Origin of the sequence: Archangium sp. Cb G35 (assembly GCF_001896145.1) — a bacterium.
In the GTDB taxonomy this organism is placed as follows: domain Bacteria; phylum Myxococcota; class Myxococcia; order Myxococcales; family Myxococcaceae; genus Archangium; species Archangium violaceum.
Genome location: NZ_MPOI01000003.1, coordinates 114,786 through 129,021, shown reverse-complemented (window position 1 = coordinate 129,021; position 14,236 = coordinate 114,786). Strand labels below are relative to the sequence as shown.

General features: G+C 70.1%; 9 protein-coding genes. 5 read left to right on the top strand and 4 right to left on the bottom strand.

The window, feature by feature from the left end:
• Positions 1–71 precede the first annotated feature (71 nt).
• A complete protein-coding gene (locus tag BO221_RS11050; protein ID WP_083680942.1) occupies positions 72–1,850 on the top strand; it encodes a serine hydrolase in 1,779 nt (592 codons plus the stop codon).
• A gap of 5 nt (positions 1,851–1,855) precedes the next feature.
• Here BO221_RS11050 and BO221_RS11045 read toward each other — a convergent pair whose 3' ends face one another.
• The 4 genes from BO221_RS11045 to BO221_RS11030 are packed head-to-tail and all read right to left on the bottom strand — an operon-like array spanning position 1,856 to position 9,709.
• Entirely contained in the window at positions 1,856–3,385 is a 1,530-nt protein-coding gene (locus BO221_RS11045; protein ID WP_073560389.1) for a NuoM family protein, read from the bottom strand.
• Position 3,386: 1 nt separating this feature from the next.
• Positions 3,387–4,805: a proton-conducting transporter membrane subunit gene (locus BO221_RS11040; protein ID WP_073560388.1), complete on the bottom strand. Its 1,419-nt coding sequence runs from the start codon at positions 4,803–4,805 to the stop codon at positions 3,387–3,389.
• Positions 4,792–8,022, bottom strand: coding sequence for a YbcC family protein (locus BO221_RS11035; RefSeq protein WP_073560387.1), 3,231 nt, complete (start codon positions 8,020–8,022; stop codon positions 4,792–4,794). The genes BO221_RS11040 and BO221_RS11035 overlap by 14 nt, the downstream gene beginning before the upstream one ends.
• A gap of 37 nt (positions 8,023–8,059) precedes the next feature.
• Positions 8,060–9,709, bottom strand: coding sequence for a SulP family inorganic anion transporter (locus BO221_RS11030; RefSeq protein WP_073560386.1), 1,650 nt, complete (start codon positions 9,707–9,709; stop codon positions 8,060–8,062).
• Between the two features lie 287 nt (positions 9,710–9,996).
• On the opposite strand from BO221_RS11030, the gene BO221_RS11025 reads away from it, so the two are divergent.
• From BO221_RS11025 to BO221_RS11010, 4 genes are all read left to right on the top strand, one after another.
• Positions 9,997–10,575: an RNA polymerase sigma factor gene (locus BO221_RS11025; RefSeq protein ID WP_073560385.1), complete on the top strand. Its 579-nt coding sequence runs from the start codon at positions 9,997–9,999 to the stop codon at positions 10,573–10,575.
• Positions 10,572–11,213 carry a hypothetical protein gene (locus BO221_RS11020; RefSeq protein ID WP_073560384.1) on the top strand — a complete coding sequence of 214 codons (642 nt, stop codon included), beginning with the start codon at positions 10,572–10,574 and terminating at the stop codon, positions 11,211–11,213. Before BO221_RS11025 ends, BO221_RS11020 begins: the two co-directional genes overlap by 4 nt.
• A gap of 114 nt (positions 11,214–11,327) precedes the next feature.
• Positions 11,328–12,791 carry a sensor histidine kinase gene (locus BO221_RS11015; RefSeq protein ID WP_073560383.1) on the top strand — a complete coding sequence of 488 codons (1,464 nt, stop codon included), beginning with the start codon at positions 11,328–11,330 and terminating at the stop codon, positions 12,789–12,791.
• Positions 12,788–14,176, top strand: coding sequence for a sigma-54 dependent transcriptional regulator (locus tag BO221_RS11010; protein WP_073560382.1), 1,389 nt, complete (start codon positions 12,788–12,790; stop codon positions 14,174–14,176). The genes BO221_RS11015 and BO221_RS11010 overlap by 4 nt, the downstream gene beginning before the upstream one ends.
• Positions 14,177–14,236: the final 60 nt, after the last annotated feature.

Here is a 14,236-nt window from a genome sequence, read left to right as displayed (position 1 = left end):
GGCCTGTGAGAAGGCTCGCGGGAGGCGGATGCCTTCTGCGTCCGCCGTATGCGCTGTGGCAGCATCGCTCGATGACTGCCCTTCGCAACGAGACGGCTCGAGCCTGGCGGGTGGCGTGGCTCCTCCTGACTTTGTTCCCCGCGTTCGTGGCCGCCGGTCCGGCGCCGCGAGCCCCGGTGGAGCAGCTCGTCGGGATATGGGGAAGCGAGCCGCGTCTGGGTCCGGAAGTCCATGGGGAATTGACCCTGGTGCGTAGCGCGGACGTGTGGCGTGCCCGCATCGCGGGCTTCGACGTGCCAGCACGGGTGGAGGGAAAGAAGGTCTCCGTCGTTCTTCCGGGAGGGCAGGGGGAGCTGCGGGCCTCGGTGGCGGAGGACGGGAAGAGCATCCGCGGGCATTGGCTGCAACCACGCGTCCTCATGAGCGGGATGCGGTTCGCCACCCCGGTGGAGCTGCGCTCCCTTCAAAAGGACGTCTGGCGCGGAGAGGTGGCTCCACTCGAGGACCGGTTCTCCCTGTACCTGGTGGTCCAGAAGCAGCCGGATGGGTCCATCGGTGCCTTCTTCCGCAATCCGGAGAGGAACTTCGGAAACAGGCTGATGTTCCGCGTCACCCTCCGGCAGGGCGTGGTCCGGCTCGTCGCCACTTCGGGTGGGATGAGCTTCGAGGGCACGGTCGACGCGCGGGCCGAGCGGTTGTCGCTGCTCTTCCCGCAGTTGGACCGCACCTTCGACTTCACACGGCGCGACCGGAACCATGCCGTGGGTCTCTACCCGCGCACGCCGGCACCGGGCCCGTACCTCTACCGCCCACCCATCGCGGAGGAGGATGGCTGGGCAACTGCCTCGCTCGCCGACGTCGGCATGGATGCCGAGCCCATCCGCCAGCTCGTGCGGCAGATCCTCGAGCAGGAGCCCGGCCCAAATTCGGCTCCAGCAATCCAGGGGCTGCTCATCGCGCGCCATGGAAAGCTGGTGGTCGAGGAGTATTTTTACGGTTTCGACAAGGAGCGGCCGCATGACCTCCGCTCCGCGGCGAAGACCTATGCCTCGGTGCTGATTGGCATTGCGCTCGACCAGGGGGCGGCCTTTTCCGTCGACACGCCCGTGGTCTCCCTGTTCCCCGAGTACCAGGGCGGCATCTCCCACCTGGACGAGCGCAAGCGCGGCCTCACGGTGGAGCATCTGATGACGATGTCGACGGGCCTGGCGTGCGACGACGATGATGCGTCCTCTCCGGGGAACGAGGAGCGGCTCCAGGACGATGTGGCGGACTGGTACAAGTACACGCTCGACCTGCCCATGGTGACGGCGCCGGGAGAGAAGGGCGTGTACTGCTCCGCGAACATCAACCTCCTGGGCGGGGTCCTTCGCAACGCCACGCACACCTGGATTCCGGAGTTCTTCGAGCGCCATCTGGCCACGCCGCTCCAGATGCGGAAATACCATGTCGACCTGATGCCCTCGGGCGAGCAGTACCTGGGTGGGGGCATCTACATGCGCCCGCGTGATGCGTTGAAGCTCGGGCAGCTCTACCTCTCCGGCGGCATGTGGAACGGGAGGCGTGTCGTGAGCAAGCAATGGGTCGAGCGCTCCACGGCGAAGCACGCGACCCTGGAGCCAGGCAGAACGTACGGCTACACATGGTGGCGCCATGACATCCGCGCCGGCGACCGCGTCTATTCAGAGTATGAGGCGAGCGGGAACGGTGGGCAGTTGGTGATGGTCGTCCCCGAGCTCGACCTCGTCGTCATGTTCACCGCTGGCAACTACAACCATGTGTCCATCTGGAGGAAGTTCCGGGAGGAATTGCTCCCCCAGCTCATCCTCCGTGCGGTCAACACGCGGTGAGTCCTTCAGTGGGAGGCGATGGCCGGACCGTGAGCCCCGGCATCGGCGTGCGCCGCGCCGGCCGCCGGGACCGACAGGGACGACACCTCGTGCTCCCGCAGGCGCATCAGCGGTCCGGGGAACAGCCCGCCCAGGAAGGCCAGCACGCAGCAGGCCAGCGCGGCGATCCGCTCGCGAGGGAGCAGATCCTCCACCGTGGCGAGCACGGACGCATGGCCGTGCGCCGGCACCCCGAGGAAGGTGCGCTGGAAGGCCCGCAGGAAGGTGATGCCGTTGATGGCGGTGGTGAGCAGCAGCGGCAGCGCCACCAGCGGATGCGTGCCGAGGATTCCGTGGAGCAACAGGTCCTCGCCCACGAAGCTCAGCGTGCCCGGGAAACCCAGGCTGGCGATACCTAGCAGGAAGAAGAGGGCCGCCATCCTCGGGCCGCGGCGCACCAGCCCGCCCAGCCGCGTCATGTCCGCCGTGCCCGTGCGCACCTCGATGGCCCGCACCACCAGCATCAGCCCCGTCAGCGGCACCGCCGCGGCTACGCTCTGCAGCAGCGCCCCGGCGAGGCTCTCGGGGTTGCGCTCCGCGAGCCCCGCCAGCATCAGCCCCGACTGGCTCACCAGCAGGAAGCCCACCGTGCGGCGCAGGTCCACCTGGGCCAGCGCCAGCACCGCCCCGTAGAAGGCGCAGAAGAGGCCCACGCCTTCGATCAGCGGGCTGAAGGCCGTCCACGCCTCGGGCAGCAAGGGCATCGCCACCCGCACCAGCAGGTACAGCCCCGTGTGGGCGTTCACCATCAGCAGCCCCACGCCGAAGGGCCCCCGCGCCAGCAGCACGGGCAGCCACGAGTGGAAGGGCACCACCGCCATGCGGAAGGCCACCGCCAGCATCATCAGCGCCAGGATGGCCGTCTGCCGCGGGGCGGGAATGCCTCGCGCGAGCAGCTCGGACAGGCCGAGCGGGGCCTCCGCGCCGGACTGCCAGCCCGGCAGCCCCAGCAGCACCACCGCCGCCAGCAGCGGCAGCGAGCCCGCCAGCAGGTAGATGCGGAAGGTCCGCAGCGCCCGCGCTTCCGGCTGGGCCTTGGCCCGGCGGGAGATGAGCACCTCCGCTGGCAGCAGCATGGCCACCCAGAAGACGAGCATCAGCCCCAGGTCCTGCACGAAGAAGAAGCCGAGCGCGGCGCTCTCGGTGAGCAGCAGGGCCCGGAGCGTCGCCAGGTCCAGCATCTGGCGAGGACCTGCCGCCACCAGTCCCAGGGTGAGCAGCGCGGTGAGCAGCATCGCCACCACGCTCATGCCATTCACGCCCAGCCGCAGGCTCAGCCCGAGCCCCGGCACCTGGCCCCAGGACGCCGTCGCCTGTGCTCCCGCGCCGGCTTGGAAGAGCGCCAGCACGCCCACCGCCAGCACCAGCGCGAGCGACGCCACCGTCACCGCCATCCGGCGGGTGCGCTCCGGCGACACCACCCGCCCCAGCACCGCCGCGCCCAGCGCCGGCAGCAGAACCATCATCGAGAGAAGAGGAAGGACACTCGCTTGCATCTCACACCGCTCCTGTCGACTTGCCGTCCGACGGCTCCGTGGCCGTACGGTGCTCGGATTCCAACCGCCGGGTCTCCGCCGCACGCGGAATCCAGCCGCTCACGACGCCCACCCACACCCGCTCCGCCTTGTCGATCCACGCGCCGAGCCACAGCAGCGGACGCAGCGCCCACTGCTCGTGCAGCACGTCCAGTGCGAAGCGCTCGAGCGCCAGCCGGTAGAAGCGCTGCCGCAGGCCCTCGGGCATCACATGGTGGGCCACCGCCACCGACGGCGGCTTCACGCCTTGGGTGGCAGCGTGCCGCATCTGCACCTCGCGCAGCGCGGATGGGGCGCGCAGCAGTTGCAGGCAGCGCAGGCAGGCGTGGGCCACCAGGTGCACCAGCGCCAGCCGGTACCACCCCATGCCCACCTCGGCGAACATCAGGCCCACCTGGGTGAGCACCGCGTACGCCAGCGCGCTCTTCACGTCCGTCTGCACGCGCCACACCAGCGTGGCGTGCAGCGCAGTCAGCAGGCCCACTACCACCAGCACCCCGGACGCCAGCGGCGCGCGCTGCAGCAGGGGCTCGGCCCTCAGCAACAGGTACAGGCCCGCGTGCACCGACAGCGCTCCATAGAAGAGCGCGCTCGACGGCGTGGGGCCCTCCATGGCGCGCGGCAGCCAGCTGCTGAAGGGCAGCTGCGCCGACTTGCCCATGGCCGCCAGCACCAGGCACAGCCCCAGCACCGTCGCCGGCCCCACACCCATCACCGCCGCCGGGCCCGGCCACGCCCACTCGCCCAAGGCCTCCACCCACTCCGCGCTCCCGGCGTAGTGGTGCAGCAGCACCACCGCCAGCAGCAGGCCGATGTCACACAGCCGGTAGATGGTGAAGGCTTTCAGCCCCGCCCTCACCGGCGTCGTCCGCTCGTGGAAGAAGCCGATGAGCAGCGCCGAGGTGAGCCCCACCAGCTCCCAGCCCACGAAGAGCAGGTCGATGCTGCCCGCCTCCACCAGCAGCATCATCCCCGTGGCGAACAGCGCCAGCAGCAGGAAGAAGCGCGTGAAGCCCGGCTCGCGGTGCAGGTAGTTCACCGAGAAGCGGCCGATGAGCAGGCTGATGGCGCTCGACAGCACCATCATCGTCACCGACAGCCGGTCCACCAGGAAGGAGATCTCGAAGGTGTACGTCCCCGTGGAGAACCAGGGGCCCACGTCCACCATCAATACATCCTGGTGGTGCGACAGCATGAAGGCCGCCGTCGCCAGCGAGCCAATGAGCGACAACGACAGCGACCACAACACGCACCCCGCCACCGTCCGCTCGCTCGGCGTGCGATGCGCCAGCGTCACGAGCCCCAGCCCCACGAAGGCCAGCAGGGGCCAGAACGGAACGGTGGTGGCGATTCCTCCCACCACGACGTCACTGAGCTGCATGGATGGAATCTCCCTGAAGCGAGGGAATGGCGCCGCGGCCCACCCGGGGGACCGCCGAGCCCGAGGGCTCCGCCAGCTGAATCAACGCCGGAGGCAGGAAGTCCCGATGCCCCTGGTACCAATCGGTCGAGTGCGCCACCACCGGCAGCTTCGTCGAGGGCAGGGCCACCGGACGGAAGCCCCCCTTGGGCGTGAAGCGCGTCATCACGCCCGTCTCCGGGTCCACGCTCACCAGCTGCACCCACTCGTTGCCCACCAGCTCGCGGATGGACGCCTGGCGCTCGTAGATGGCCGCGAGCTTCGCCACGCTCGCCTCCACGACGAGCAGCAGGCGCATGGGCTCGTGAATTTCAATCATCTGCCGGGGCAGGCCGGTGCGCAGATCGCTCTCCACGCCGTCCATCACCCCGAGCAGGCCGGTGAGGTTGTGGGGCAGCTTGGTGCCGCACCCGTACCGGTCATTGTCCACGCACGAGAAGTAGTACTCGAGGTTGATGCCGGCGCCCACCGGCCCCACCGCCAGCAGGACGCGCTCGAGGATGGAGCCCGTGGGATCGTGGGTGGGATCGTACGAGACGAGGAAGGCGCGCCGGTCCAGGAAGAGGCCGCGGGACAGGGAGCGGCGGCCCACGATGCAGGAGGCGTTGGTGACGTGGCCCAGCTCGGGGCGGGCCTGGCTGAGGTCCACCGCGCGCTCCTCCACGTGGCGCAGCGCGGCCCTGGGCGAGAGCCGGGCCGGAGCGGACTCGAAGCGCCGGCAGCGCTCGTGCGCGGAGAGGGCCCGCGCCTCGTCCATCTCGCGCCGGAATTCCTCCAGCTCGCCCTGCAAGGCCCGAGGCACTTCCTCCGTGTCGAGGAGCACCACCTCGTCGGTGGTGGTGTTGTGCAGCCCACCGATGAACCAGGTGCCGGCGGGAATGTGGATGCCGCGCTCGCGCAGGCGCGCTCTCACCTCGGGCCGGTTGGCCATCTCCGCGAAGAGGCGCGCGTTGGCGCCGCCGTGGCGGCCGCCGCAGGCACCGCAGTCATAGGCGGACATGTGCGGGTTGTTGACGCTCACCGCCCCGTGCCCCAGCAGCAGCACCAGCGGGGCGAAGTCCTTCACCAGCCCCACGTTGTCCAGCAGGGCCGCCACCCGGTCCGCCTTCTCGGCCACGGTGAAGCCCCGCGACTTGCCCACCTGGGGCGCGGGGAGCGACTCGTCCCGCAGGCTCGCCAGCTTCGTGCGCGGCGTGGGCACCATCTTCCTGGCGAGCGCCCGGCGCATCCGGTCCACCTGATGCGGGAAGAAGACATGCAGCGGCAGCAGCAGCGCGGAGAGCAACCCCACCAGCGGCGTCAGCAGCCAGCCGAGCTCCAGCGAGTGGGCCCCGCCGTGCAGCCAGTGGTCGAAGCGGGCCCACAGGGCGCGCGTCCGGGCGCGGGCCCGCGCCAGGTGCTCGTGCCCCGGGTGCGCCTGCTCCACCACCTCGTGCCCGGGCGTCACCACCACCGGGCACAGCGAGGCATGGCTCGCGTCGTCCAGACCCCGGTAGTCCATGGCCACGCCGAAGAAGCCCGCCGCGCCGAACGTCTCGTGCGCGGGGCTCAGCTCCTCGAAGTGCCGGCGGATGGCCTCCTCCCGGTCGTCGATGCAGAAGAACACCTGGAAGCGGGCGCCGTGTACCGTCCGCAGCGGCTCGGGACGCTGCTGGTTCTGCTCCAGGCCGTGCAGCACCTCCATGCGGTAGCGGTGCTCGTAGGCCTCCTGCCACACCCGGCGGCGCGCCAGCTCGTCGAAGGACTCCAGCCACGTGAGCAGCGTGCGGCGCTGGGACACCGGAAGCCCGGCCACCTCCGGCGCGGAGAGTCCGGCCACCTGCGCGAGCTGGAAGAAACGCCAGCTGCCCTCCTCCTCCGGGCGCTCGGTGAAGCCGTTCCGGGGCGGCAGGTTCCGGGCGTGCACCATCAACCCGGAGAGCGGACCCGTGTACTCCAGGCGCCGCTTCGCCACGTCCCGCAGCGCGTACAGCTCCAGCGTGAGGCGCACGGCGAGGAAGTCCACCAGCGCGGCCGGAGGCGCCCCCGGAGCGCGGTCCGCGGGGTTCTGCTCCAGGCGGCTCACCATGCCGGCCCAGCCGGGCAGCGCCAGCAGCACCCGGACGACGTACTCCTCCCACTGCGACTCGGGCACGCCGAGCGTGTCGAGCGCGGCCAGCACCGTGTCCCGGGCGGACAGGCCCCGGCGCTCGGACTCGGCGAGCTCCTCGTGCAGCCCCGCCAGCCAGTGGGGCAACACACCGCTGCCCCGCAGCTTCAAGGCGCGCCACGCGGCGAACAGCCCGCGCTCCCGCTCCGGCATGGGCCAGTGCGACACCCCCTCGTCGAGGAAGGCCGCGCAGGCGCGGATGAGGTGCGGGTTCACCAGGTCCGACGCATCCTCCCCGGTGATGTCCCGCAGCACCTCGCGGTGGCTGCGCACTGTCTCCGGAGCCGGCGCTTCCGGGGTCTCCGGCGTGAGCAGCGGGGTCCGGCAGGCGGCCCACAGCGCACTCACCGCGAACACCTCCGGCTCCTTCGCCAGGCGCTCGCGCAGGGAGGGCAGGCTGCCATTGCCGCCGAAGATGGCCGCCAGCTCCCGCGTCACCGCCTTCACGTCCGCCGGCTTCCACGACGGCCCGAGCAGCGCCGCCGCGAGGTCGTTCAAGGTCCAGTCCCTACCCACCCGATCCATCCAGCCGCGCAGGCCCTCGGTGGAGCGTTGCAGCAGCCGGGCCCGCGCCGCCTCCGGCACGTCCGGACGCAGCCGCCGCGAAGAGGACAGCTCCTCCAGCTTCCAGCGCAGCGAGGCCGCCGTCTCCACCGGAATGGCGTGGCGCAGTGCCAGCCGCTCCACCTCCAGCGGGGTGAGGGCGCCCGGAGCGAGCTCCACCACCGGCCTGCCCTCGTGACGCTCGGCCAGGGCCGCCTCGAGGTCCCCGTCGGTGATGCGTCCGCGCTGGTACAGCTCGCGGAAGCGCGACTCCGGGTAGTAGCCCTCCGTGCCGAAGACGGCACTGGCGGCCTCCACCGCCTCGTGGAAGGGCTGGTGCTGGAAGGCATGCAGCGTGTTGTGGTGCACGAACACGCCGATGGGGCCCTGGGCCGGCAGCAGGTGGGCCGCATGCTTCAGCACCTCGTGCAGGTGCTGGCCGCGGTCCTCTGGAGTGCCGTGCGGAGAGGCGTGGGAGTGGCTCATCTGAGACGTCCTGGTTCAGGGGTACCGGAAGGAATGGCTACTGGGCGCCGACGGGGTTGTTGCCCGGCAGCTTCTTGCGCGCGGCGAGCGGGTGCCTCGACAGGCCTCGGTGCTGGTCCAGCCCACGGATGTGCAGGTGCCGGCCCGAGCGGGAGAACTCATCCTCCAGCTCGTGCAGCCGCTCCATCACCGTGTGGTCCACCAGGCGCGCGTCCTCGAGGTCCAGCTCCACGTGCTTCGCCTGGGCGTGCTTGGAGATCTGCTTCTTGAGTTTGAGGTAGTTGCTGAAGACGGCCGCGTGCCGCACGCGCAGCACCACCTTGTCCCCGTGCAGCTGCTCCTCGATGGCGGGCCGGAACAGGCCGCCGAGCGGCGCGCCGTTGATCACATGCACCACCAGCTTCAGCACGATGCCCGCCGCCACGCCCACCAGCAGGTCCGTGGCCAGCGTCACCACCAGCGTGAAGCTGAAGATGGTGAGCTGCTCGGCGCCGATGCGGAACGTCTTCACGAACTCGCTCGGCGACGCCAGCCGCACGCCGGTGAAGATGAGCATCGCGGCCAGCGCGGCCAGCGGAATGCGGTGGATGAGCATGGGCGCGAAGGTCACGAACAACAGCAGGAAGAGGCCGTGGAAGAAGTTGGACAGCCGGCTCTTCGCCCCGTAGCCGATGTTGGCCGAGCTGCGGACGATCTCCGAAATCATCGGCAGGCCGCCGATGAGGCCGGCGATGAGGTTGCCTACGCCCGTGGCCAGCAGGTCCTTGTCCAGGTCCGAGCGGCGCTTCTGCGGATCCAGCATGTCCACCGCCTTGGCGCTCAGCAGCGACTCGATGCTGCCCACCAAGGAGAACATGACGATGTACTTGATGGAAGTGCTCGAGGCGACGACTGAGAAGTCCGGGAAGGTGATGGCCGACAGCAGATTGCCCGGCAGGTTCACGAGGAAGTTGGGGCCCACAGAATACAGGTGGTCGGAGAAGGTGAAGGTGTGCTCGTGGTCCAGATCGAAATACAGACCCATGGGCACCGCGGCGAGCAGCACCAGCAACGGGGCCGGCACTCGCTTGAGGATCGCCACCTTCTTGGACAGCGCCATGTGCCCGAAGAGCAGCACCAGGCTGATGACACCGATGAGGGCGATCTCCGGGTTCAGCCGCCCCACGCTCTGGGGAATCTCACCCAGCAGCGCCAGCGGCTCCTTGGCCTTGGGCGCCACGCCCAGCAGCGTATGGACCTGCTTCGAGCAGATGATGACGCCGATGGCCGCCAGCATTCCGTGCACCACCGAAGAGGGGAAGAAGTCCCCGAGCGTTCCGGCGCGCAGCAGCGCGAAGGCGATCTGGATGGCCGCCGCCACCGCGATGGTGGCCAGCGCCCGGCGGTAACCCAGGGCCATGTCACCCTGGCCCAACTCCTGCACAGCGCCGAGCGCGATGACGATGAGACCCGCCGCTGGCCCCTTGATGGTCAGCCGGGCGCTTCCCAGCCAGGAGGACAGGATGCCGCCCACCACCGCGGTGAGGATGCCGGACACCGGAGGAAAGCCGCTCGCCATGGCGATGCCCAGGCACAGCGGCAGCGCGATGAGGAAGACCAGGAAGCCAGAGACGAGATCACTCTTCCAGGTCGACGCGTCCGCCTGCTCGGGGCGGGGCGTGGAGGAAGGTGTGGAAGGGGATTGCATGGGGTTCGTGACTCCTCTTCTGCATCGGATTCACTGGGGATGGGATGAGCCGCCTTCCGGTTCCCGTGATGGGTTTTTTCCCTCGTTTCCCGCTTGTTTCCCCTCTGGGCACCCAGGCGGGCCGGACGCACGGCCGCCGGGTTCCTGGCACCTCCCGAGAAACGTCTCGGAAAACAAAATGAGTGGGAACCGGCCGACGGTTCGTTCCGTCTGGAGGGTGGATGTGATGCATGGGACAACAGGGCGCCAGGTGGTTGGAGGTAGAGGCCGGGAGAGGCAGGCCCCCCGTGTCCGCTAACGAGCGGGCCCGTTTCGAGGCCGACGTCGAAGCGCTCATGCCCCGGCTCCATCGGTTCTGTCTGACGCTGTGCAAGGATCGGGAGGAGGCGGAGGATCTGCTCCAGGACTCCCTGGTGCGGGCGTACCTCCACCGCGGCAGCTACCAGGGGCATGGCTCCTTCTTTGGATGGTTGTGCGGAATCGTCCGCAACCAGTTCATCGAGGGCCGGCGGTCCGCGGCCCGGCGCCGCTCGCTCCTGGACAGCGTGCTGGAGGGGGCGTCGTCGGTGCTCGGCTCCCTCTTCACGGGAGGGGTGGAGCAGCCGGATCCGGAGTCGCGGGCCTGTCAGTCCGAGCAGTCGGCCATGCTGCTGCGCGCCCTGCATGCCTTGCCGGAGAAGTACCGGTTGGTGGTGTTGCTGTGTGACGTGGAAGAGCTGGGCTACGAGGAAGTAGCCTCCATCCTGGGGGTGCCCGTGGGGACGGTGAAGAGCCGTCACTTCCGCGGCCGGGCCCAGTTGGGAACAGCCTTCCAGGCGGAGCTGGACCAGCAGGAGTGCGCCGTGCGCACAGGAGGAGGCTCGTGAGCAAGGACGACGAGACGAAGCTGCCGCCGCTGCCCGAGGAGGCACGGTTCGCCATCCAGGCCTTCCGCTCCGAGCGTCCCTCGACGCAGGCCCGTTTCCGCATCCACGAGGCGCTCGAGGCGGCCGAGGCCGGCCGGTCCGCGCCCCCACGGCCCGCGCCTCCCCCGAAGTACGCCGGTTGGCGCGCCTCCGCCGGGCTCCGCGTGGCCATGGGCGCGGTGCTCACGGGCGCGCTCATGTTGGGAGTGACGGTCAACCTCGACGGCGACGACTCCCAGCTCATCTCCCACGAGTCCCTGCCCGCACGGCACCTGTCCGTCCAGATTCCCGAGGAGGGCTTCGGCTGGGTGGAGCTCCCCTGGAACATCGACAACCACCCCGAGGGCACGGCCGTGGTGCACATGGAGACCCCGGCCGAGATGAACTTCCACGAGCACCACGCCGAGCACCTGCCCGCACTCCAACTGGTGAGCTGCGAGGCGGATCGCTGCCTGCACCAGTTCGAGGCTCCGAGCGGCTCGGCCGCCCAGCCGCTGCGCGTGCGCATCCACAAGCCGGGCCGCTACGAGTTCCGCGTGTCGCATGCCTCGGATGAGCGGCAGATCAACGAGCGCTTCGTCGTGGAGGCGGGGCACTGAAGCGCCGGGCTCCCGGCATGACGTGAATGGGGCATTTTGCCCCCAGGGGGCATTCTGCCCCGCGCCAGTGGACAGGTTGGACATCGCGGGGCGGGCCGTGGTGTGGATGGCGGCATGACGCTCGCGAGGAAGCTCGTTTTCGCCCTGGTGCTGCTCGCCTTCGCGGTCATCGCGGGGCTGGAGACGGTGGAGGTGCGGCGGGAGCTGTCCCGATCGGCCCTGGACATGCAGCAGGATCACCGCCTGCTCGGCCACGCGCTGGGTGGCTCCCTCGTCCGGGCCTGGGAGGTGGAGGGCGGGGAGCAGGCGCTGATGTTGCTGTCGCAGGCCAACCGCTTCCAGGAGCAGGTGAAGCTGAGCTGGCTCTGGCTGGACTCGCCGGAGGCGGCGGACCTGTCGTCCGAGCAACGGGCGGAGCTGCTCGCGGGGCAGGACGTTTCCTTCGTGGACGAGCGGCGGGCTCCGGGCGTGCTGCGCTCCTTCACCCCGGTGGGCATCGGCCCCCGGCAGGGCGTCATCGAAATCACCGAGCCCCTGACGGAGCAGCGCCTGTACGTGAGCCGGACGGTGCTGGGCATGGCGGTGGCCACGGCCCTCATCTTCCTGGCCTTCCTGGGCGTGGCCATGGCCATGGGCCACCGGCTGGTGGGCCGTCCGGTGGAGCAGTTGGTGGAGTTCACGCGGCGCATCGGCCAGGGAGACCTGGAGGCGCGCGTCCACCTGCGACAGAAGGACGAGCTGTCCACCCTCGCGGAGGCGATGAACCAGATGGCCAGTGGGCTGGCGGCCGCTCGCGCCCAGGTGGCGGCCGAGACGGCGGCGCGCCTGGCCACGCTCGAGCACCTGCGGCACGCGGACCGGCTGGGCACGGTGGGCAAGCTCGCCTCCGGCGTGGCCCATGAGCTGGGCACTCCGCTCAACGTGGTGCTCGGCCGGGCGAAGATGATCGCCTCCGGGGAGGCCGAGGGCGACGAGACGCGCGAGTGCGCGCAGATCATCACTCAGCAGGTGCAGCACATGACGGGCATCATCCGGCAGTTGCTGGACTTCGCCCGGCGGCGCACGCCCCAGCGGGCCCCGGAAGACCTGGCGGAGCTGGTGGCGCACACGCTGCGGATGTTGCACCCCCTGGCGACGCGGCGGGGCATCCACCTCGCCAGCGAGGCCGAGGGGCCGCTGCGGCTGGAGGTGGACGGTGGGCAGATCCAGCAGGCGCTCACCAACCTGGTCGTCAATGGCATCCACGCGATGAAGCGCCCGGGCACCTTGAGGGTGCGGCTGGGCCACGCGCGCGCCCTGCCTCCAGTGGAGCTGGGTGGCCCCGAGGCCGAGTGGGTGCGCATGGACGTGTTGGACGAGGGGGAGGGCATCTCCCCGGAGACGCTCCCGCGCGTCTTCGAGCCCTTCTTCACCACCAAGGACGTGGGGGAGGGGACGGGCCTGGGGCTGTCCGTCTCCTATGGACTCATCCGGGACCATGGAGGATGGATATCCGTGAGCAGCGAGCCCGGGCGCGGGAGTTGCTTTTCCATCTTCCTTCCACCCGGGGGCGGCGAGTCCCAGGAGGCCGAGGCATGAGCGCGACGAAGGGCCGCATCCTGATCGTCGAGGACGAGCGTGAGATGCGCGCGCTGTTGGAGAAGGGGTTGGCGCGCCGGGGGTTCATCCCCACGGTGCGAGGCCGTGCGGACGAGGCCTTCCCGTTGCTGGAGACGGAGGACTTCGACACCGTCCTCACGGACCTGCGGATGCCGGGCATGGACGGGTTGGAGCTGTGCGAGCGCATCGTCCTCAACCGGCCGGACATTCCGGTGGTGGTGCTGACGGCGTTCGGCACGTTGGAGACGGCGGTGGCGGCCATCCGGGCGGGGGCGTACGACTTCGTCACCAAGCCGGTGGACGTGGACGCGCTGGTGCTGGTGCTGGAGCGGGCGGTGCAGCACCGGGCACTGCGCGAGGAGGTGCGCCGGCTGCGCCAGGCCCTGGGGGATGCGTCCGCGGACGGAGGCTGGGTGGGGGAGAGCCCGGCACTGCGCCGGGTGTATGAGCTCATCGAGCGGGTGGCGGACTCGGACACCTCGGTGCTGATCACCGGGGAGAGCGGCACGGGCAAGGAGGTGGCCGCCCGGGCCCTGCACGCGCGCGGCCGGCGCCACGCGGGGCCCTTCGTGGCCATCAACTGCGCGGCCATGCCCGAGCAGCTCCTGGAGAGCGAGCTGTTCGGCCACGCCAAGGGGGCCTTCACGGATGCCAAGGCCGCGCGCACCGGCCTTTTCATCAAGGCCAATGGCGGCACCCTCTTCCTGGACGAGGTGGGGGAGATGCCCCTGGCGTTGCAGCCCAAGCTGCTGAGGGCCCTGCAGGAGCGCACGGTGCGTCCGGTGGGAGGGGACTCGGAGCTGCCCTTCGACGCGCGCATCGTCGCCGCCACCAACCGGGATTTGGAGCTGGCCGTGGAGGAGGGGCGCTTCCGCGAGGACCTGTACTACAGGCTCAACGTCATCGGCCTGGAGCTGCCCCCGCTGCGTGCCCGCGGCAATGACGTGCTGCTGCTGGCCCAGCGCTTCGTGGAGCACTTCGCCGGCCGCGGCGGCAAGCGCGTCCTGGGACTCAGCCCCGCAGCGGCCCAGCGGCTGCTGGCCTACACCTGGCCCGGCAACGTGCGTGAGTTGCAGAATTGCATCGAGCGCGCCGTGGCCCTCACCTCCTACGAGCAGCTCACCGTGGAGGACCTGCCCGAGCGCATCCGCGACTACCGCGGCTCCAACCGTGCCCAGGCGGATGACGTGTCCGAGCTGGTGTCACTCGAGGAGATGGAGCGCCGCTACATCCAGCGGGTGCTGGAGGCGGTGGGGGGCAGCCGGACGCTGGCCTCGCGCATCCTCGGGGTGGACCGGAAGACCATCTACCGCAAGCTGGGCCGGCGCCACGCTGGTGCCGAGGACAAGGACGACAAGGCCTGAGTCACAACCCCTCTCCCCCCGGGAGAGGGACGGGGTGAGGGTATCGGAGTTCCCGGGTTG